This is a genomic window from Rhizobium sp. GN54, assembly GCF_021026345.1.
Lineage (GTDB): Bacteria > Pseudomonadota > Alphaproteobacteria > Rhizobiales > Rhizobiaceae > Mycoplana.
Genome location: NZ_JAJNCZ010000015.1, coordinates 62,685 through 82,141 on the forward strand (window position 1 = coordinate 62,685; position 19,457 = coordinate 82,141).

16 protein-coding genes and 1 tRNA gene are annotated in these 19,457 nt (G+C 65.4%); 11 read left to right on the forward strand and 6 right to left on the reverse strand.

Annotated elements, in window-relative coordinates; genetic code table 11:
* The first annotated feature begins 3 nt into the window (after positions 1-3).
* Together LQK81_RS24810 and lpxB are read left to right on the forward strand one after the other, a co-directional pair.
* Positions 4-882: an LpxI family protein gene (locus LQK81_RS24810; protein ID WP_230809095.1), complete on the forward strand. Its 879-nt coding sequence runs from the start codon at positions 4-6 to the stop codon at positions 880-882.
* Positions 879-2,063, forward strand: coding sequence for a lipid-A-disaccharide synthase (gene lpxB / locus LQK81_RS24815; RefSeq protein ID WP_230809096.1), 1,185 nt, complete (start codon positions 879-881; stop codon positions 2,061-2,063). Before LQK81_RS24810 ends, lpxB begins: the two co-directional genes overlap by 4 nt.
* 33 nt (positions 2,064-2,096) lie before the next feature.
* Here lpxB and gltA read toward each other — a convergent pair whose 3' ends face one another.
* Positions 2,097-3,386 carry a citrate synthase gene (gene gltA / locus LQK81_RS24820; RefSeq protein ID WP_230809097.1) on the reverse strand — a complete coding sequence of 430 codons (1,290 nt, stop codon included), beginning with the start codon at positions 3,384-3,386 and terminating at the stop codon, positions 2,097-2,099.
* Between the two features lie 302 nt (positions 3,387-3,688).
* Between gltA and LQK81_RS24825 the strand changes: the two genes are divergently transcribed.
* Positions 3,689-6,259 (forward strand): ComEC/Rec2 family competence protein, encoded by a 2,571-nt coding sequence (locus LQK81_RS24825; RefSeq protein ID WP_230809098.1) that lies wholly within the window; start codon positions 3,689-3,691, stop codon positions 6,257-6,259.
* Here the strand turns inward: LQK81_RS24825 and lexA are convergent.
* On the reverse strand, positions 6,253-6,963 hold the full coding sequence (gene lexA / locus LQK81_RS24830; RefSeq protein ID WP_112599731.1) for a transcriptional repressor LexA: 711 nt from the start codon (positions 6,961-6,963) through the stop codon (positions 6,253-6,255). The genes LQK81_RS24825 and lexA overlap by 7 nt on opposite strands.
* Before the next feature lie 243 nt (positions 6,964-7,206).
* On the opposite strand from lexA, the gene LQK81_RS24835 reads away from it, so the two are divergent.
* A tRNA-Ser gene (locus tag LQK81_RS24835) sits at positions 7,207-7,296 on the forward strand.
* Positions 7,297-7,457: 161 nt separating this feature from the next.
* Here the strand turns inward: LQK81_RS24835 and LQK81_RS24840 are convergent.
* Complete coding sequence (locus LQK81_RS24840) at positions 7,458-7,991, reverse strand: DUF992 domain-containing protein (protein ID WP_230809099.1); 534 nt, start codon at positions 7,989-7,991, stop codon at positions 7,458-7,460.
* Between the two features lie 516 nt (positions 7,992-8,507).
* Here LQK81_RS24840 and LQK81_RS24845 point away from each other — a divergent pair.
* The 4 genes from LQK81_RS24845 to LQK81_RS24860 all read left to right on the forward strand — a co-directional run bounded on the left by LQK81_RS24845 (position 8,508) and on the right by LQK81_RS24860 (position 12,885).
* Entirely contained in the window at positions 8,508-9,518 is a 1,011-nt protein-coding gene (locus LQK81_RS24845; RefSeq protein WP_230809109.1) for a septal ring lytic transglycosylase RlpA family protein, read from the forward strand.
* A gap of 350 nt (positions 9,519-9,868) precedes the next feature.
* Positions 9,869-11,029: a D-alanyl-D-alanine carboxypeptidase family protein gene (locus tag LQK81_RS24850; RefSeq protein ID WP_230809100.1), complete on the forward strand. Its 1,161-nt coding sequence runs from the start codon at positions 9,869-9,871 to the stop codon at positions 11,027-11,029.
* Between the two features lie 141 nt (positions 11,030-11,170).
* Positions 11,171-11,851: a dTMP kinase gene (gene tmk / locus LQK81_RS24855; protein ID WP_230809101.1), complete on the forward strand. Its 681-nt coding sequence runs from the start codon at positions 11,171-11,173 to the stop codon at positions 11,849-11,851.
* Positions 11,848-12,885, forward strand: coding sequence for a DNA polymerase III subunit delta' (locus LQK81_RS24860; RefSeq protein WP_230809102.1), 1,038 nt, complete (start codon positions 11,848-11,850; stop codon positions 12,883-12,885). The genes tmk and LQK81_RS24860 overlap by 4 nt, the downstream gene beginning before the upstream one ends.
* Before the next feature lie 28 nt (positions 12,886-12,913).
* Here the strand turns inward: LQK81_RS24860 and LQK81_RS24865 are convergent, their stop codons facing one another.
* A complete protein-coding gene (locus LQK81_RS24865) occupies positions 12,914-13,714 on the reverse strand; it encodes a sulfite exporter TauE/SafE family protein (protein WP_230809103.1) in 801 nt (266 codons plus the stop codon).
* 234 nt (positions 13,715-13,948) lie between these two features.
* Here LQK81_RS24865 and metG point away from each other — a divergent pair, with 234 nt between their 5' ends.
* From metG to LQK81_RS24880, 3 genes are read left to right on the forward strand one after another with little or no spacing between them, the layout of a single operon-like run.
* Positions 13,949-15,499, forward strand: a complete 1,551-nt coding sequence (metG, locus tag LQK81_RS24870; protein WP_230809104.1) for a methionine--tRNA ligase — start codon at positions 13,949-13,951, stop codon at positions 15,497-15,499.
* Positions 15,500-15,520: 21 nt separating this feature from the next.
* On the forward strand, positions 15,521-16,300 hold the full coding sequence (locus LQK81_RS24875; RefSeq protein WP_230809105.1) for a TatD family hydrolase: 780 nt from the start codon (positions 15,521-15,523) through the stop codon (positions 16,298-16,300).
* 1 nt (position 16,301) lies between these two features.
* The gene (locus LQK81_RS24880) at positions 16,302-17,147 is read left to right on the forward strand and encodes an MBL fold metallo-hydrolase (RefSeq protein WP_230809106.1); all 846 of its coding nucleotides are present in this window, start codon (positions 16,302-16,304) and stop codon (positions 17,145-17,147) included.
* 116 nt (positions 17,148-17,263) lie between these two features.
* Here LQK81_RS24880 and LQK81_RS24885 read toward each other — a convergent pair whose 3' ends face one another.
* The gene (locus LQK81_RS24885; protein ID WP_230809110.1) at positions 17,264-18,208 is read right to left on the reverse strand and encodes a phosphoribosylaminoimidazolesuccinocarboxamide synthase; all 945 of its coding nucleotides are present in this window, start codon (positions 18,206-18,208) and stop codon (positions 17,264-17,266) included.
* Between the two features lie 266 nt (positions 18,209-18,474).
* Positions 18,475-19,386: a hypothetical protein gene (locus tag LQK81_RS24890; protein ID WP_230809107.1), complete on the reverse strand. Its 912-nt coding sequence runs from the start codon at positions 19,384-19,386 to the stop codon at positions 18,475-18,477.
* Positions 19,387-19,457 lie beyond the last annotated feature (71 nt).

Here is a 19,457-nt window from a genome sequence, read left to right on the forward strand (position 1 = left end):
GGCATGGCAGAGCGCCGGCCGGAGGGCGCAAAGCGGCTGGCCATCATCGCCGGCGGCGGGCAATTGCCGATCCACGTCGCGCGCGCCGCCAGGCTGCACGGCGAAAATCCCTTCATTCTTGCGCTTAGCAACGAGGCCGAGCAGGACTGGTCGGAATTCGACCATGCCGGCGTCGGCGTCGGCGACTATGCCGGCATCAGCCGCATCTTCTCCACCGAAGGCATTGATCGCGCGGTGCTGTCCGGCTGGGTCCGCCGTCGGCCGGAATGGCGCGACATCCGCCCGACCATCCGGACGCTGATGCAGGTGCCCGGAATCGTGCGCACGCTTTTGAACGGCGGCGACGACACGGTGCTGAAGATGGTGATCCGGCTGATCGAGGCGAACGGCGTGCGCGTCGTCGGCGCGGACGAGATCGCTCCGGAACTTCTGGCCGCCGAAGGGCCGGTCGGCGCGATCCGGCCGGACGAGGAGGCCATGCGCGATATCGCGGCCGCCTCGGCGGCTGCATTGGCGCTCGGCACACTCGATGTCGGGCAGGGGGCGGTCGCCGTCGGCGGACGGGTGATTGCCCTTGAGGGGGCGGAGGGAACCGACCTGATGCTGGAGCGGGTGGCGAGCCTGAGACAGGAAGGCCGCATCTCGCGGCGCCGCAAGGGCGTGCTGGTCAAGCTGTGCAAGCCCGAGCAGGACCGGCGCGCCGACCTGCCGTCGATCGGCGTCGACACGGTGCGGCGAGCGGCTGAGGCGGGGCTTGCGGGCATCGCCTGCGAGGCGGGCCGTTCGCTGGTGCTCGACCGGACGACACTAATCGCGGAGGCCGACCGCGCCGGCCTCTTCGTCACCGGCATCCTGCCGCGGGACGGCGGAGCGCACTCGTGACCCGCCCGCTCAAGCTCGCCATCATCGCCGGCGAGGTGTCCGGCGATCTTCTCGGCGGCGATCTCGTTGCAGCGCTGCGGCGGCAATGGCCGGGCGAGATAACCCTTTGCGGCGTCGGCGGCGAGGCGCTGCAGGCGCAGGGCCTGACATCCCTCTTCGACTATTCCGAACTGTCGATCATGGGTTTCTCGCAGGTGCTGGCGAAGCTGCCGAAGCTGCTCCGGCGGATCCGAGAGACGGCGGCGGCGATCGTTGCCGAGAAGCCGGACATGCTCGTCATCATCGACAGCCCCGATTTCACCCACCGTGTCGCCCGGCGGGTCCGCAGGCAGCTGCCGGATCTGCCGGTGGTCAACTATGTCTGCCCGAGCGTCTGGGCGTGGAAGGAGGAGCGCGCGCCCCGCATGCGCGCCTATGTCGACCACGTGCTTGCCGTGCTGCCGTTCGAGCCGGCGGTGATGCAGCGCCTGGCGGGGCCGCCGACCACCTATGTCGGCCACAGGCTCGCCGGCGATCCCGAGGTGAGGGCGGTACGGGCGGCGCAACTGCAGAAGAAGGTGCCGCCGCTCGGAAGCGGCGAACGGCGCGTCTGCCTGCTTCTTCCCGGCTCGCGGGCCGGCGAAATCACGCGGTTGCTGCCGGCCTTCAAGGATGTGATGGCCGAACTCTCCGCCGGGTCCGTACCGTTCGAGTTCCGCCTGCCGACCGTTCCCAGGCAGGAGGCACTGGTTCGCGACCTCCTGGCCGACTGGCCGGAAAAGCCGGCAGTGACAGTTTCTGCGTCTGAAAAGTGGCCGGCCTTTCGAGATGCGGACGTGGCCATCGCTGCGTCTGGAACCGTCCTGCTCGAACTGGCGCTGGCGCGGGTGCCGGTCGTCTCCTGCTACAAGGTCGACTGGATCGCGCGGCTGATGGCGAAAAAGATCAAGACCTGGACGGGGGCGCTGCCCAATCTGATCGCCGACTATGCCGTTATCCCGGAGTATCTGAACGAGGCCGTCCGCCCCGGTTGCCTCGCCCGCTGGGCCGTTCAACTCTCCCATTCCACTCTGCAGCGCCGGGCGATGGTCGAGGGCTTCGATCTCGTCCACGACCGCATGCAGGAGGTGCGCGCCCCCGGCGACAGGGCGGCCGATGTGATCCTCGCCCTTCTGAAACAGAAAAAGCCCGGCCTGTTCTGACCGGGCTTTCTTCCTGTATCCGTCGCTTCCGTCTCAGCGCTTGGAAACCGGGATGTAGTCCCGCTTCGGCTCGCCGACATAAAGCTGGCGCGGACGGCCGATGCGCTGTTCGGGATCCTCGATCATCTCGTTCCACTGGGCGATCCAGCCGACGGTGCGGGCCAGGGCGAACAGAACGGTGAACATCGTGGTCGGGAAGCCGAGCGCCTTCAGCGTGATGCCGGAGTAGAAGTCGATGTTGGGATAGAGCTTCTTCTCGATGAAGTATTCGTCCGTGAGAGCGATGCGCTCCAGTTCCATCGCGACTTCGAGCATCGGGTCGTCCTTGATGCCGAGCTCGCCCAGAACCTCGTGTGTCGTCTTCTGCATGATGCGCGCGCGGGGGTCGTAGTTCTTGTAGACGCGGTGGCCGAAGCCCATCAGGCGGAACGGATCGTTCTTGTCCTTGGCGCGGGCGACGTATTCCGGGATGTGCTCGACCGAACCGATCTCGGCCAGCATGTTGAGCGCTGCCTCGTTGGCGCCGCCATGGGCGGGGCCCCACAGGCAGGCGATGCCTGCGGCGATGCAGGCGAACGGGTTGGCGCCCGACGAGCCGGCAAGGCGGACCGTCGAGGTGGAGGCGTTCTGCTCGTGATCGGCGTGCAGGATGAAGATGCGGTCCATGGCGCGCGCCAGGACCGGATTGACGACGTATTCCTCGCAAGGCACGGCGAAGCACATGCGCAGGAAGTTCGAGGCGTAGTCGAGATCGTTCTTCGGATAAACGAAGGGCTGGCCGATATGGTACTTGTAGGCCATGGCGGCGATCGTCGGCATCTTGGCGATCATGCGCAGCGATGCAACCATGCGCTGGTGCGGATCGGTGATGTCGGTGCTGTCGTGGTAGAAGGCCGACAGCGCGCCGACGCAACCGCACATTACAGCCATCGGATGCGCATCGCGGCGGAAGCCGGTGAAGAAGCGCGACATCTGCTCGTGCACCATCGTGTGATGGGTGACGCGGTAGTCGAAGTCGTCCTTCTGGGCCTTGGTCGGCAGTTCGCCGTAGAGCAGCAGGTAGCAGACCTCGAGGAAATCGCCGTGCTCGGCCAGTTGCTCTATGGGATAGCCGCGGTGCAGCAGCACGCCTTCGTCACCGTCGATATAGGTGATCTTCGATTCACAGGAGGCCGTGGACGTGAAGCCGGGGTCATAGGTGAAAGCGCCGGTCTGCTTGTAGAGTGTGCCAATATCCATGACCGAAGGCCCGATGGTCCCCGTTCGCAGTGGCAACTCCACCGTCTTGTCACTGATCGTGACGTCCGCGCTCTTTCCCGTCATGAGGACCTCCATTGATTTATGAGGGCACTGGACGTGCCCGAACTCGGCGGTGTCGCTTTGCTAACCCATTTGCGACGCCCTGCCAAGCAAGACGAAGGGCATGGTTGTGCAATGCAAAATCCGACATTCCGGATCGCAATATCTACTCTTCCGCGCCAGTTGCAAGCAACTTATGGGTGAGGCGGAATAATTATGGAGGGCGCATTCTTTCCGGAAACGACGGTCATGCGGGCACGGAATCGGGATTGCCTTGCAAAATCGTAAGTTGCAATATCAGGGTCTCAGCCGCCGGGATCGTTCATATGGGAAGGGGGACTGCCAGCGAGGTCGAGCACCGTGTTGTAGCGCCGGAGACAGCCTCCGTGGCGGCACCGGCTGCGACCACGCTTGCCAGGGCATTTCCGACCCTTCCGACGTTTGCTTCCCGGCGAACGCTGGCCCTGCGGCTGTCCCGGAACCTCACGCTCGCAAGCGCGTCCTTCGCGACGGCCTGGCAGAGCGAGCGCGACCACGGGACGCCGTTCCTGTTCGTGCCCGTCGTGCTCGGGGCAGGGGTCTGGGCATGGTACACACTTCCCCGCGACGTGCCGCCGCTGTTGCTTGCGGCTCTGCTCGCCGCGAGCGCGACCCTCGCCGTTTGGTCCCGGCATCGCAGCGGTTTCCTTGCCGTGGCGGCGCGCGCGGCCTTCCTGTTCGTCGCCGGGATGACGCTCGCGGCCGTCGAGACGGCGCGATTGTCGACGGCGATCTTCGACCAGCCGGTGACGACGACCATCACCGGGAGGGTGCTTTCCGGCGAGGCCGACGAGCGCGGGCGGATGCGCTACCGCGTCGCCGTCATCGCCACCCGCGAACCGGCCCTGCGCCGGCCGCCGGACGTGGTCAACCTCGTGGCGCGCAGCCCGCATGCGCCGATCGCGGTCGGAGCCGGGATTTCGGGCCGCGCGCGCCTCAGCCCGCCCTCAGGCGCGGCCCTGCCGGGATTGAACGACTTCGCCTTTGACGCCTACTTCGCCGGCACCGGCGCGATCGGCTACTTCTATGGCAAACCTGCCGCGGTCGTGCTGAGCGAGGCAGCCAGTGACGTCTCGTGGCTTGCGCATGCGCGCGAGACCGTCGCGGCGTGGCGCGGCGCGCTGACGGCACGGATCCGCGACCAGATCGGCGGTGACGCGGGCGCCATCGCGGCCGCCCTCGTCACGGCCGAGCAGCGGGGGATCAGCCCGGATACGGTCGAGGCGCTGCGGCGGGCAGGGCTCGCGCATGTGCTGGCGATCTCCGGTCTGAACATGGTGCTGGCCGCCGGCACGTTTCTCGTCGGTGCGCGGCTCGCCCTGTCGCTGCTGCCGGGGGCGGCGGAACGGTACCCGATCAAGAAATTCGCAGCCGCCGGCGGGCTGGTGACCGTGACCCTCTATATCCTGATCTCCGGCGGCGCCGTATCGGCGGTCCGCTCCTGGCTGATGATCGTCGTCATGCTGGTGGCCGTGCTCTTCGACCGCACCGCCATCAGCCTGCGCAACATCGCCCTGTCGGCGATCGTGCTCCTGGCTGTCACGCCCTCTGCCGTTACCGGACCGGGTTTCCAGATGTCCTATGCGGCGACGCTCGGGCTTGTGGCCGGCTATGCGGCATGGCGGGACCGCCGCGTCTCCCGCACGGCGCCGTCCGCCCGCGGACTGCGGCTGATGCAGCATGCGTCCGGTTTTACGGTTGGGCTCCTCCTGTCGTCTGTCATCGGCGGGCTGGCGACGCTGGTCTATTCCCTCGGCCACTTTCACCGGATCCCGGCCTACGGCCTTGCCGGCAATCTGCTGGCCATGCCGGTCATCTCCTTCGTCGTCATGCCGATGGGGGTGATCGCCATGCTGCTGATGCCGCTCGGGTTCGAAGGGCTTCCGCTGGCGATCATGGGCAAAGGTATCGAAGCCATGATCGTCATGGCGAACTGGGTCTCGGGATGGGGCGGCGAGATCGTCACCGGCCGCCTTTCGCCGCTTGCCTTCGCGCTTCTGGCTGCCGGCGGGGGGCTCGCGTGCCTGTTCAGGACGCGGCTCGCCGCGCTCGCCGTCCTGCCCCTAGCCGCCGGCGTCGCCGTGGCTGCCCTTGCGCCGGCACGGCCCCCGCCGCAGTTGCTGGTCTCCGAAGACGGTGCGCTGGTGGCGCTCGTCGACGGTCGCACGGCCGCCACCAACCGCAGGCGGCCGCCCGGCTTCATCTACGACCAGTGGCGCTATGCCCTGCGCATAGAGGACCACGTCGCTCCGTCGATGCTGGATGGCGGGGAGGGCGATCGGGAAGGCCCGGCGCGGCCGACGGCCAAACGGCGAGGAGGCGCGGCCGGGCGTGCGGATGACGGACGAGCGACCCCGTCGCATGCAGCGCTGCCCCGTCCGGTCGCATCCTCCGTCTCGCAGGGAACCGGGGCGCATCGCGCCGAGACCGGCCTTGCGAAGGAGGCACTCGATGCAGCCTTTATCCTGGCTGCCGGGCAGAAGCGGTTCGTCTGCCGCCGGCAGGCGTGGTGCGTCGGCGTCACCGCTGCGGACTGGCGGGTGGTCTGGCTGGAGGATCCGGCCCATCTGGGAGCCGCGTGCGACAGTGCCGATATCGTCGTCGCCCCCCGCCATCGCCGCGAGGGCGGCTGCACCAGCGGGGCCCGGCTGATCAGCGCACACAGCCTTCGCCTCACCGGCGCCCTGGAGATGGCTCCGGCAGACGATGCCGCCGCGACGGGGCGCCGCATCATCACAACGCAGGCGGTCGTCCAGCTTTACCGCCCCTGGAACCGGCACCGCCTCTACGACTGGCGCACGGACAGTTTCCGGGATGACCGTTTCCAGGATCCGGAAGACGATGCCGAAGCTCAATGATAGCGACGAATGAGCCCGACCAGCTTGCCCTGGATCTTGACGCGGTCGGGGCCGAAAATCCGGGTCTCGTAGGCCGGGTTTGCAGCCTCCAGCGCGATCGAGGCGCCCTTGCGGCGGAAGCGCTTCAACGTCGCCTCCTCGTCGTCGACGAGGGCCACGACGATGTCGCCGGGGTTGGCGGTCCCGGCATTGCGGATGATCACCGTATCGCCGTCGAGAATGCCCGCCTCGATCATCGAATCACCCCTGACCTCCAGCGCATAGTGTTCGCCGCCGCCCAGCATTTCCGCTGGCACGGAGATATCGTGGGTGTTGTTCTGGATGGCGGAGATCGGCACGCCGGCGGCGATCCGGCCCATCACCGGGACGGCGACCGAACTCTCGGAGGCCGGAGCCTGAGGCCGTTCCGGCGCAGGCTTTTCCTTGCCGAGGCTGCCCTCGATCACCGACGGCGAGAAGCCGCGCCGCGCTTTGAGGCTCGGCGAATAGGCCTCCGGCAGCTTGATGACCTCGAGCGCGCGGGCGCGATTGGGCAGCCTGCGGATGAAGCCGCGCTCCTCGAGCGCGGTGATGAGCCGATGGATGCCGGATTTCGACGCCAGGTCGAGCGCATCCTTCATCTCGTCGAATGACGGCGGTATCCCCGTTTCCTTCATCCGCTCGTGGATGAACAGAAGCAGTTCCTGTTGCTTGCGGGTCAGCATGGCTCGTCACCCAGAATCGTGAAACAAATACGGAACAAACACTATCTGTTCCATTTGTGTTCCGCAAGTGGCTAAAATTCCGTGAAGGGCGGCAATGAATGTGGGCTGCCAAGGGTGCGGGTCGGCCTGTGTCGGATGCGACTGAACACGTTGACGGCCTGCCATGAACGGCTATAAAGCGCCGTGCCCCGGCACGGGTGCACAAGAGGGCTGATGCAGCGGGATATCGTTGCGCAGCTTGTTGGAAGAGTGTCCGAGTGGTTTAAGGAACCGGTCTTGAAAACCGGCGTGCGGGAAACCGTACCGTGGGTTCGAATCCCACCTCTTCCGCCATCTGCCGAAAAATTCATTCGTTGTCTCCCGCTTGTTCATCAGCCCCTGTCTCGGAACGTCTGTGGTGCAAACGTCCCCGGCATCCCTGATGGCTGAATAGCGAGGCGCGGGGCGGGGGTAGGCGCCCCGCCGGGATGGCAGGGCGCCCGGGAACATGGGTGTCAGTTGACCGAGTTCAGCGTCATCGACGTGCCGGTCGCTGCGATGTTGAGGCCGATCTGGCCGGTCAGGCTGACGGTCTGCAGGTGGACGGAGCCGGAGGTGCCGCCGACGAGGATATTGGCGCCGACGCCGGCGCCGACGGTCGCTTCCGCCGTGGCGCCCTGATAGACGCCGCCGAGCGAGCCTTCGTGGTAGCCTGCGGTCGGCGCGAGCACCGCCCAGACGAGGCGGCCCTGCGTGGTGAAGCCGAGGTCGACGCCGAGCTTGCGGATCTGGCCCTGGTAGTGGTCGACCGGTTCGCTGCCCATCGTGGTGACGAAGGCGCAATCGACTTCCTTGGCGGAGCCGAGCACGTAGCCGGCGCCGCCGCCGATCCGGCAGTCGAGATAGCCGATGCGGACGCCGTCGCGCGCCTCCGAGCGGGCGACCACAGGCGCTTCCGGTGCGGGCACCATGTCGGCGGCACGGGCGGCCGTCAGGCCGGACGCCGCGACTGCCGTGGTCATCACTGCAATGGCAAAGGTCTTTTTCATATGCTTTCTCCTGTTTCGGGCGCGCTCATCGACGCGCCCTCCTTCTCGTGGTCGCTCGGTTGGCCTTCAGGAACGCCTGTCCGTTGCCGAGGTTCCACAATGACGAATCCGTCGGCCCATGGGTTCGGCCTTCAATGAGGCGATTCAACGGCATAGGCAGCTTGCCCTTCCGCCATCAACAATCCTCGGATCGTTGCCGGCAAACCAGATATCGGGTGGCAGCGGTGCGTCTATCCGCGGGACTTCGAAGTGGATCGGATGGACCTTGCCGGCATGGTTCGGCCGGCCTTGAAGTAAAAGGAAGGAGAGGTGACAGGGCGCCCCTGAATTATCCCTTCATTAACCATGTGGAAATTTAGTTCTTCTGTTGCGCCGTTTCCGCGCGGGGAGAACCGCATTTTCGCCATTTTGAGGTCATGATTAATATTATGTTTTGAACGGAGCGCTATCGAGGGGGCGATCGCAGGACAGGCGATCGCGAACGGTGGCGTCAGGGACACGAGCGGCGTGGGACATATGAATTTCGGTTTCTTCTCGGCGGGCGCGCGCACTGCTTTCCGGCTCGTCGCTATTCCGGTCGTCTGCGCCGGCCTGGCGAGTTGCAACACCACGAGCGAGACGGCGAAGAAGGCGGGTCGGAGCAAGGAATATTTCGCCGAGTCCGAATACGGCGTGAAGGCCAGCCCGCGCGTCGTCCAGGAAGGGCAGGCGGTCCCCAAGGGGGGCGGACGCTATCAGGTCGGCAAGCCCTACAAGGTGCGCGGCAAGTGGTACAAGCCGCAGGAGGATCCGGGATACGACAAGGTCGGGCTCGCCTCCTGGTATGGCTCTGCCTTCCACGGCCGCAAGACGGCCAATGGCGAAATCTACGACAAGTACCATCTCTCCGCCGCCCATCCGACCTTTCCGCTGCCGAGCTATGCCCGCGTCACCAATCTCGAGAACGGCACCTCCGTCATCGTGCGGGTAAACGACCGCGGGCCCTATTCGCATGGCCGGATCATCGACGTGTCCTCCAAGACGGCGGAGATGCTGGACGTGAAGGGCAAGGGAACCGCCAAGGTGCGGGTCCAGTATGTCGGCAAGGCCCGGCTCGACGGCCACGACATGCCCTATCTGATGGCCTCCTACGTGCCGAAGGGATCGCGCGTTCCCGCGGTCGATCCGGGCGGCCAGATCGCGACCGGCGTGATGGTCGCCTCGGCGGCACCGATGGCGGACAGCCTGCCGGCGGCGGTCCCGACCTTTGCCGAGCGGGCAAGCGAGGGCGAGGCGGGTTCGGCCATGACGGCGCTGGCGGAACAGGCGCCGGCCAGTGCGGCGTTTTCCGCGATGTACGGGTTCGCCATGTTGCCGGAGATCGGCCCGATCCCCGGCGAACGTCCGGATTTCGTGCCGCGCCATGGAGACGGGGCGAGCTTTGCGGCCGCCTATGCCGAAACCCCGGCCGCCGGCGGATCTGTCGAGGCCTTCGATGCCGTCCTGCGTCAGGACGGCTCGCTCGTGCTGCTCTCCGGCAGCGACTAATACCAACCTGCAGTGATATTGACCGATTGCGTGGGACCGCCTGCGGTCATCCGGCGAGGAGCATACCGCAGAGCGATGCCTGGGCATCGGTCGAGGATTGCGACGCTGCCGGTGGCCGACAGACGGCCCACCCGGAGGGCCGGGCGCTTTTGACCTGCGGACGGCGTCGAAAATCCTCGCCGGACCGACAGGTCCGACTGCGGTTTTCTCCTGGCCGCAGGTCAAAATCGCTCCGGCGCAATCGGTCAATATCACTGCAGGTTGGTATAAATCCCGTGAGACAAACGCCCGGACGGTTGCTTGCCGAACGGATGGATGTGTAGGACTTTAGGACAAATGCCGGAGTCTCCATGTTCTTCCGATCGATCGCCGTCCTCGTCTTCTCGCTGGTCCTGACATCGACTGCCTGGTCACAGTCACAGCTCTCCGGTGCCTTCGACACCAAGGCCAGGCAGGCCTACCTGATCGATTCCGGGACGGGGACGATCCTCTTTTCGCGCAAGGAAAGCGAGCCGGTCACGTCGGCTTCGCTGGCCAAGGCGATGACGCTGGCGGTCGTCTTCAAGGCATTGCGGGCGGGCGAGATCGCGCTCGAGACGGCCTATCCCGTGTCCGAACACGCCTGGCGGACCGGCGGGGCGCCGTCGCGCACGGCGACGATGTTCGCGGCGTTGAAGTCGCAGGTTTCGGTGCAGGACCTGATCCGCGGCGTCGCCGTACAGGCCGCCAACGATGCCTGCATCATCCTGGCCGAAGGCATGGCCGGCTCGGAGGCAGCCTTTGCCGCACGGATGAACGAGGAGGCGAGGGCGCTGGGGCTTTCGCAGTCGCACTTTGCCAACGCCACCGGCCTGCCGGATCCGGGCAACAAGGTCAGCATGCAGGATCTCGTGACACTCGGGCGCCATCTGAGGGACACCTATCCGGAATACTACCGCTACTATTCCGAGCCGGAATTCGAGTGGAACAGGATCCGGCAGCGCAACCGCAACCCGCTGGTCGGCATGAACATCGGCGTCGACGGGCTGGTGCTCGGCTTTGCCGAGGACAGCGGCTACGGCCTGCTGGCATCGGTGCAACGCGACGGCCGCCGGCTGTATCTGGCGCTGGCCGGGCTTGCCAGCGAGAAGGAGCGGATCGACGAGGCCCGGCGGATGATCGACTGGGGCATGACGGCATTCGGATCGAAGACGCTCTTCAAGGCCGGCGACACGGTCGCGGAGGCCAGCGTCTACGGCGGCAACGTCCACACCGTCCCGCTGGTGACGCCCGGCGACGTCGAGGTGCTGCTGCCGGTCGACAACAAGGAGCGGCTGTCGGCGCGCGTGGTCTATGCCTGGCCGTTGCAGGCTCCGGTCGCTCCGGGCCAGCAGGTCGGCGTGCTGCGGATCTGGAACGGCGACCGCTTCCTGCGCGAGGTGCCGCTGCAGACGGCGGCAAGCGTCGAGGTCGGCACGCTCTCCAGCCGTGCGCTCGATGCGCTCCAGGAACTGCTGTTCTTCTGGCTTTGAGGCCGGCTGCGCGGACGCCGTTGCGGTGCCGCCATCCCCGCGAATGCGTTTTCGGTTTTGAGGGATATGCGCTAGTAGTGGGCGGAATCGGTCCCGAAGGGGCCGGACGATGCCGGTGCGCCGGAGTGGGAAGAGGTCGGTTTGGCCGGTTTGTTCATAACGTTCGAGGGCGGTGAGGGGGCGGGGAAGTCGACCCAGATCCGCTTGCTGGCGCAGGCGCTGCAGGAGCGCGGGCAGGAGGTGCTCGTGACCCGGGAGCCGGGAGGCTCGGCGGGCGCCGAGGCGGTCCGCCATGTCATCCTGTCGGGCGCCGCGGAGCATTTCGGCACCCGCATAGAGGCGCTGCTCTTTGCCGCCGCCCGCAGCGACCATGTCGAGGAACTGATCCGGCCGGCGCTACGCCGGGGCGGGGTCGTGCTTTGCGATCGCTTCGTCGATTCGTCGCGGGTCTACCAGGGCATCACCGGCAACCTCGAGGCGGAGTTCATCGAACGGCTGCAGCAGGTCGCCGTCAACGGCGTCATGCCGGATTGCACGCTGATCCTCGACCTGCCGGCCGCAGTCGGCCTGGAGCGGGCCCGCCGGCGTTCGGCCGGGCCGGTGGACAATGCCCCGGACCGGTTCGAGAAGGAGGAACTGGAGACGCACGAGAAGCGTCGCGAGGCCTTTCTCGATCTTGCCGAGCGCGAGCCCCTGCGGTGCCGCGTCATCGACGCTTCGCAACCGCGCGAGGACATCGCCCGCCAGATCCTTTCGATCGTCGAGCCGCTGCTGCCGTTCGGCCGGCGCAGCCGCCTTGCCCATCCGGAGGATGCGACGTGAGCACCGAGCATCCGGGCCTGCTGGACGGCGCGACGGCACCGGCGGAGCAGGCGCATCTTTTCGGCCATGCGGCGGCGGAAGCCTTCCTCGCGCAGTCCTATCGCTCCGGCAAGGGGCACCATGCGATCCTGATCGAGGGGCCGGAGGGCATCGGCAAGGCGACGCTGGCCTTCCGCTTCGCCCACCATGTCCTCACCCATCCCGACCCGCTTTCGGCCCCGGAAACGATCGCCGATCCCGATCCGCATTCGGCGCTCGGACGGCAGATCGCCTCCGGCGCCTCGCACAATCTCCTGCATCTCTCCCGGCCGGTGGATGAGAAGACGGGGCGGATGCGCGCCGCGATCACGGTGAACGAGGTGCGCCGCGCCGGAAAATTCTTCGCCCAGACCTCGGGAAGCGGCAACTGGCGGATCGTCATCGTCGATCCCGCCGACGACCTGAACCGGAACGCCGCCAATGCCATCCTCAAGATCCTGGAGGAACCACCGCGCAATGCGATGTTCCTCGTGCTCACCCATGCTCCGGGCAAGCTCCTGCCGACCATCCGTTCGCGCTGCCTGCCGCTGACCCTTGCGCCGCTTTCGGATCCGGACCTGGAGCAGGCGCTGGGCAGCCTCGGCGTCGCCCTGCCGCCGTCCCGGTCGGACCGGCTTCTTCAGGCTGCCGGCGGCAGCGTGTCGACGGCACTGAAGCTCATCAACTACGGCGGCTTCGACATCCTGGAGGCATTCCACGCGATCGTCGCCCAGGGGGGCGGCGCGCCGCGCAAGGACGTGCACAAACTCGCCGACGTTCTGGCGGCCAAGGACGGCGACACGCTCTACGACTTCTTCTGCGGGCAGGCGAACGACCATGTGGTGACGCGTGCCCGGGCTGCGGCCGTCGGCGGCGACATCGCGGCGGCCGATCGGCTGGCGCGGCTGTCCTCGGCACTCACGGAAAAGATCGCGATTGCCGCCGGCTACAATCTCGACCGCAAGCAGACGGTCATCGAGATCCTCGACGAGATCGCAGGCCAGACGGGCCACTGACGGGCGGCTGAGGTCGACCGATCATCCCTCAGGAAAAGACGAGCTTGGTGCCGACCAGGGCAAGGGTGACGGCCAGCATCGCGCTGACGATGCGGTCGGGCAGGCGAGGGGAGAGGTGGCTGCCAATCATGATGCCCGGGATGGAGCCGACCAGCAGCGTCGCCAGCATGGCCCAGTCGACCTCGCCGATGCTCCAGTAGCCGAGGCCGGCGACGAGCGTCAGGGGAACGGCATGGACGATGTCGGAGCCGACGATGTTGCGCACGTTCAGGCCCGGATAGAGCGCCAGGAGGACGGTCACGCCCAGCGCACCGGCACCGACCGAGGTCAGCGTCACCAGCACGCCCAGTGTCAGCCCGAGACAGACGGTGAGGATCGCGACAGTGGAAGGCTGCACCGGCCGCCGGTCGCGCATCAGGTGACGGATCTTCTCGATGATGCGGCGGCGGAAGATCAGAAGCACGGCCGTCAGGATCAGCATGTAGCCGAGCGCAATCGTGATGGTCGCGACCGCGGCGATGTCGTGGCGGTCGATGCCGGACACGAACCAGAGCGTCAGCGCTGCCGCCGGGAGGCTGCCCGCCGCAAGCCTGGCCACGACCTTCCAGTCGATCGTCCTGTTGCGACCATGGACGAAGGTGCCTGCGCCCTTGGTGACCGCCGCATAGAGGAGGTCCGTGCCGACGGCGGTGACGGGATGGACGCCGAAGAGAAGGACCAGAAGCGGCGTCATCAGCGATCCGCCGCCAACCCCCGTAACGCCGACCAGCAGGCCCACGAAGAAGCCTGAAACGGAGAACAGGGGATTGAACGTGCTGAAGAAGTCCAAACAGCGTTTCCTTGGGTTTTCGAGCCGAACACCTTGATCGTCGGTATCGAAACCTCACGAAACGGGTCAGTAGCGCGGCATGGTTAGAGATGGGCCGATAGGCTGTCAAGCGAGCACCATCGTCGGCCGGCACGGCTGATGGCAGGGCAGAGGTGCAAACTTGCTGTTTCCCTTCAAGGACGCATGCGCTAATAGCTGCGACAATCACAGGAATAGACAGGCCAGGCCTCGCCCATGACAGATACGTCGCCCTTCTACATCACCACGGCAATCTCCTATCCGAACGGCAAGCCGCATATCGGCCATGCCTACGAACTGATCGCGACCGACGCCGTGGCCCGATACCAGCGGCTGGACGGGCGCGACGTGTTCTTCCTGACGGGTACCGACGAGCACGGCCAGAAGATGCAGCAGACGGCGCGCAAGGAAGGCATCTCCGCCCAGGAGCTCGCCGACCGCAATACCGCCGAGTTCCAGAAGATGGCGGTGCTGCTGAACGCGTCCAACGACGACTTCATCCGCACCACCGAGAAGCGCCACCACGAGGCCTGCCAGGTGATCTGGAACCGCATGGCCGAGGCCGGCGACATCTACAAGGACAGCTATTCCGGCTGGTACTCGGTCCGCGACGAGGCCTACTACCAGGAGGGCGAGACGGAACTGCGCGACGACGGCGTTCGCTATGGGCCGCAGGGCACCCCGGTGGAGTGGGTGGAGGAGGAGAGCTATTTCTTCCGGCTGTCCAACTACCAGGACAGACTGCTGGCGCTCTACGAGGCGCAGCCGGACTTTGTCGGGCCCACCGAGCGCCGCAACGAGGTCGCCTCCTTCGTTAAGTCCGGCCTGAAGGACCTGTCGGTTTCGCGCACCACCTTCGACTGGGGCATCAAGGTGCCGAACGATCCGGCCCATATCATGTATGTCTGGGTCGACGCGCTGACCAACTACATCACCGCCACCGGCTACCTGACCGATCCGCAAGGGCCGCGCGCGAAATACTGGCCGGCCGATATCCACATGATCGGCAAGGACATCATCCGCTTCCACGCCGTCTACTGGCCGGCCTTCCTGATGTCGGCCGGACTGCCGCTGCCCAAGCGGGTCTTCGCTCATGGCTTCCTGCTCAACAAGGGCGAGAAGATGTCGAAGTCGCTCGGCAACGTCGTCGATCCGGCCAATCTCGTCGAGCATTTCGGCCTCGACCAGATCCGCTTCGTGCTGTTGCGCGAGGTGTCCTTCGGCCAGGACGGCAGCTACAGCGAGGAGGGGATCGCCACGCGCATCAATTCCGACCTCGCCAACGGCATCGGCAACCTGGCGAGCCGCTCGCTGTCGATGATCGTCAAGAACTGCGACGGCCGGATCCCGGTCTGCGGCCCGCTGACGGAGGCGGACCGGACGATGCTCGCCTCGGCCGACGCGTTGCATGCCGTCACTCGCGACGAGATGGGCAAGCTGATGATCCATCGGGCGCTGGCGGCGATCATCGCCGTCGTCTCCGAAGCCGACCGCTATTTCGCCGGCGAGGCGCCCTGGGCGCTGAAGAAGACCGATCCGGAGCGGATGGGCACGGTGCTCTACGTTACCGCCGAGGTCGTCCGCCAGATCGCGATCCTGCTGCAGCCCTTCATGCCGGCCTCTTCGGCGAAGCTGCTCGACCTCGTCGCGGCCCCGGCCGACAAGCGCGATTTCGCAGCGCTGGGCGAGGCCGGCCGTCTCGAAAGCGGCACGACGCTGGAAGCGCCGACGCCGGTCTTCCCGCGCTACGTCGCGCCGGAGGCCTGAGGGCAAGCCTGGACCTGAAAGATGCTGATCGACACCCATTGCCACCTGGACTTTCCTGACTTCGAGGCGGAGCGCGACGCGATCGTAGCCCGCGCCCATGCCGCCGGCGTCGCGCAGATGGTGACGATCTCGACAAGGGTCAGGAAATTCCCGCAGATCCTTGCAATCGCTGAAAAGTACCCGACCGTCTTCTGCTCGGTCGGCACCCATCCGCACAATGCCGACGAGGAGCTCGACGTCACCGTCGACGAATTGGTGCGCCTGTCGGAGCATCCGCGCGTGGTGGCGATCGGCGAGGCCGGCCTCGACTATTTCTACGACAACGCCCCGCGCGAGGCACAGGCCGAGGGCCTGCGCAACCACATCGCGGCGGCGCGCCTGACCGGCCTGCCGCTGGTGATCCACAGCCGCGCCGCCGACGAGGACATGGCGGCGATCCTGATGGAGGAGACGGGGAAGGGGGGCTTTCCCTTCCTGCTCCACTGCTTTTCCTCCGGTGCCGAACTCGCCCGCATCGGCGTCGAACTCGGCGGCTACGTGTCGTTCTCCGGCATCCTGACCTTTCCGAAATCGGTGGAATTGCGCGAGATCGCCAAGACCGTGCCGACCGAACGCATGCTGGTGGAGACCGACGCGCCCTATCTTGCGCCGAAGCCGTTCCGCGGCAAGCGCAACGAGCCGGCCTATGTCGCCCACACCGCCGCAGTGCTTGCCGAAACGCTCGGCCTGTCGGAGGCCGAGATCGCGGCGATCACCACCGAGAACGCGTTCCGCATCTTCTCCAAGATGCCAAGGCTCTGACATGGTCGGCTACCGGCGGCGCTTCACGATTCTCGGCTGCGGCTCTTCTCCCGGGACACCCCGCATCACCGGCGACTGGGGCGCCTGCGATCCCGACAATCCGAAGAACCGCCGGACGCGCGCAGCGCTGCTGGTCGAGCAGATCGGCCCGGAAGGAACGACGACCGTCGTCGTCGACACGGGGCCGGACTTCCGCGCACAGATGATCGCGGCGAAGGTCGCCCGCATCGATGCGGTGCTCTACACCCATCCCCATGCCGACCACATCCACGGCATCGACGACATCCGCGGCTACGTCATCCATGGCGGACAGATGCCGATCTGGGCGGACCGGCCGACGATGGAGCGCATCCGCGAGGGCTTTTCCTACTGCCTCGAGACGCCAAAGGGCGGCTTCTATCCGCCGATCGTCAGCGCCAACCTGATCGAGCCGGTCGACCGGCCAGTCGTGATCGGCGGCGCCGGGGGCGACATCCGCTTCCAGCCGCTGATGCAGGTGCACGGTGCGATCCATTCGCTTGGCTTCCGCGTCGGCGGCTTCGCCTATTGCACCGACGTCAGCGGCTTTCCGGACGAAACGGTGGCCCGGCTTTCCGATCTCGATCTCCTGGTGATCGACACCCTGCAGTACCGCCCGCATGTGAGCCATTTCTCGCTCGGCCAGGCGCTGGACTGGATTGCCCGCCTGAAGCCGCGCCGCGCCGTGCTGACGCACATGCACGTGCCGCTCGACTACGAAACAGTGATGGGCGAGACGCCGGACCACGTCGAGCCGGCCTACGACCAGATGGCGATCGAATTCGATGTCACCGAGGAAGTCGCGTCGCAGGCTAGCGGCGGGGTTTGAGCGGCGGGCAGGGCGCGCGCAGGTCATCCGACGCCCGGCCCGATGCGGCGCATCGATGCCGAATATCTAACAGGATACTTTATTTTACCGCTTTAATATGCTGATATATCTATGTTTTATGGAAAGTATCGTGCAAGGTTCTTGCGGACGCGCTCCAGCACGGTTGCTCCAGAGAGATCCGGCACAAAAGTCTGGCCGGTGATCGTCTCGTAAGCCTGGATGTAAACCTTCGACGTCTGCTCGACGAGTTCGGCGGGGATTTCCGGAATCGGGTCCTTGTAAGGATCGCAGCGCTCGGTGACCCAGGCGCGGACGAAATCCTTGTCGAAGCTCTGCGGCCGCGTGCCGGTGGCAAACGCCGTCTCGTAGCTGTCGGCGATCCAGTAGCGGCTGCTGTCCGGCGTATGGATCTCGTCGGCCAGCACGATGCGGCCGTCCTTGTCGGTGCCGAACTCGTACTTGGTGTCGACCAGGATCAGGCCGCGTTCTGCGGCGCGTGCCTGTCCGCGGGCGAAGAGTGCCAGCGCATAGGCGGAAACGGTGTCCCACTGGTCGGCGGTCAGCAGGCCCTGGGCCAGGATCTCGTCGCCGGAGAGCGGCTCGTCATGGCCGCCGTCGAAGGCCTTGCTGGTCGGCGTGATGATCGGCTGCGACAGCTTCTCGTTGTCGCGCAGGCCATCCGGCAGGCGGATGCCGTACATCTCGCGCTCGCCGTTGCGGTACTTTGTCAGCACCGAAGTACTGGTGGTTCCGGCGAGATAGCCGCGCACGACGACTTCGACCGGGAGGATGTCGAGCCGCGTGCCGACGACCACGTTGGGGTCCGGATAGGCCAGCACGTGGTTCGGGCAGATATCGGCCGTTTCCTCGAACCAGTAGCGCGCCGTCTGCGTGAGCAACTGGCCCTTGAACGGGATCGAGGTCAGGATGACGTCGAAGGCGCTGAGCCGGTCGGTCGCGATGATGATGCGGCTGCCGTCGGGCAGATCGTAGTTTTCGCGAACCTTGCCCTTGTAGCGGCCCGGCAGTTCGGGAATGAAGGCATCTGAAAGTACGCGCAGTTCGCTCATCGGCCGGGCCTCGCATGCAGGAATGATGACAGCGCTAAAGCAGGCGCAGCCCGGAAGGTCAAGACAAAGGGGGCGTTAGCGGGCTCGGTGTTATCGGCACGCCCATATTTCCCAAACGATGAAATCTGGCGCTCAATCCGTTGGTTTTCAGGCACCCGTTTCTTGGTAAAGCAAGCGATGTTTCCCAAAATGAAGACCTAAATTTCCCAATTTTGAAGACAATAAAAAACCGGACTGACGCCCGGCACAAATAAAAATCAGATTGCTCGCATTGTTTCGGGGCGACTGAAGAAGTCTTCCCCGACGTCTGATCGGCGGATGATCGGAGTGAAGTCATGCTCTGGGAGGAGTCCGCCTTTCGATTTTCGCCGGCCGAGAAGCTGTCGCAGCTCAACACCTGATATGTAGCGGTGACGGAACGCAGCGATATCGGCCTTTGATATTCGCCAATGAGGCTTCGGTTTGTCCGCTGCGAAAATTGCCAGGTACCCCTCGTCCGCCAAGGACCAAACGACGCCGTAGCTTGTCTTCAATTCGCCCGACGCGACATGCAGCGGCAAGGACTCGCCAGGTTCGGATATCGCGATTTCCGCGCTCGCCCGTTCCCTTTCGATCATGTCCTTGAATCGTCTCTTTGCGGCAGTGATGCCAACACCGTTGGCGGAAAGCCGGCGATTGATGTCTTCGAAAAACGACTTGTGGTAGAGCATTGGCAAGGCTCGGCCATTCTGGCTGCTGTTGGAGTCATTCCTAGAAACTGTGTTTACCAGGCTGACGGGTATCTCGTACTCTCTTGCCGCGGTCTTTGCCGTGTGGAACCGGCGCTCTGTGACCGGTCCGAACAGGTCATCTCCAGGGCCGAGAGGTAGCATTTCGGAAGCGACTTCACGCATGATGTTCGCAGCTTTCGCGAATTCAGGTTTGTGTAGGTCGTAAATGAATTCATACGTGAGGTCAGCGAATACCGTGAACGCATTGAAAGTCCGCCTGGGGTAGTTCCTCACAATCACGTTCTGTAGCTCGTTCCGGAACTCGTCCTCACTCGCAGCGATACGGTTAAAACCGTCATTGATCTTACCGTTGAATGGCGGTTCTTCCCCACAGCTGGAACCATCGCCTGTGTTTCGGCATGGAATAAGGACCCCGCACATGGGGTGATCGGCGTCCAAACGGGACCCCCATCTGCGATGGGGTTACAACAGCCTCCGGTTTCATCGGAGGCTTTTTATTTGGATGCTTG

Bases quoted from the DNA above. Each gene is read 5' to 3' on its own strand.
- LQK81_RS24810 (WP_230809095.1), top strand. From the start codon at position 4: ATGGCAGAGCGCCGGCCGGAGGGCGCAAAGCGGCTGGCCATCATCGCC.
- gltA (WP_230809097.1), bottom strand. From the start codon at position 3,386: ATGACGGGAAAGAGCGCGGACGTCACGATCAGTGACAAGACGGTGGAG.
- LQK81_RS24825 (WP_230809098.1), top strand. From the start codon at position 3,689: ATGGGAAGGGGGACTGCCAGCGAGGTCGAGCACCGTGTTGTAGCGCCG.
- lexA (WP_112599731.1), bottom strand. From the start codon at position 6,963: ATGCTGACCCGCAAGCAACAGGAACTGCTTCTGTTCATCCACGAGCGG.
- LQK81_RS24840 (WP_230809099.1), bottom strand. From the start codon at position 7,991: ATGAAAAAGACCTTTGCCATTGCAGTGATGACCACGGCAGTCGCGGCG.
- LQK81_RS24845 (WP_230809109.1), top strand. From the start codon at position 8,508: ATGAATTTCGGTTTCTTCTCGGCGGGCGCGCGCACTGCTTTCCGGCTC.
- LQK81_RS24850 (WP_230809100.1), top strand. From the start codon at position 9,869: ATGTTCTTCCGATCGATCGCCGTCCTCGTCTTCTCGCTGGTCCTGACA.
- metG (WP_230809104.1), top strand. From the start codon at position 13,949: ATGACAGATACGTCGCCCTTCTACATCACCACGGCAATCTCCTATCCG.
- LQK81_RS24875 (WP_230809105.1), top strand. From the start codon at position 15,521: ATGCTGATCGACACCCATTGCCACCTGGACTTTCCTGACTTCGAGGCG.
- LQK81_RS24880 (WP_230809106.1), top strand. From the start codon at position 16,302: ATGGTCGGCTACCGGCGGCGCTTCACGATTCTCGGCTGCGGCTCTTCT.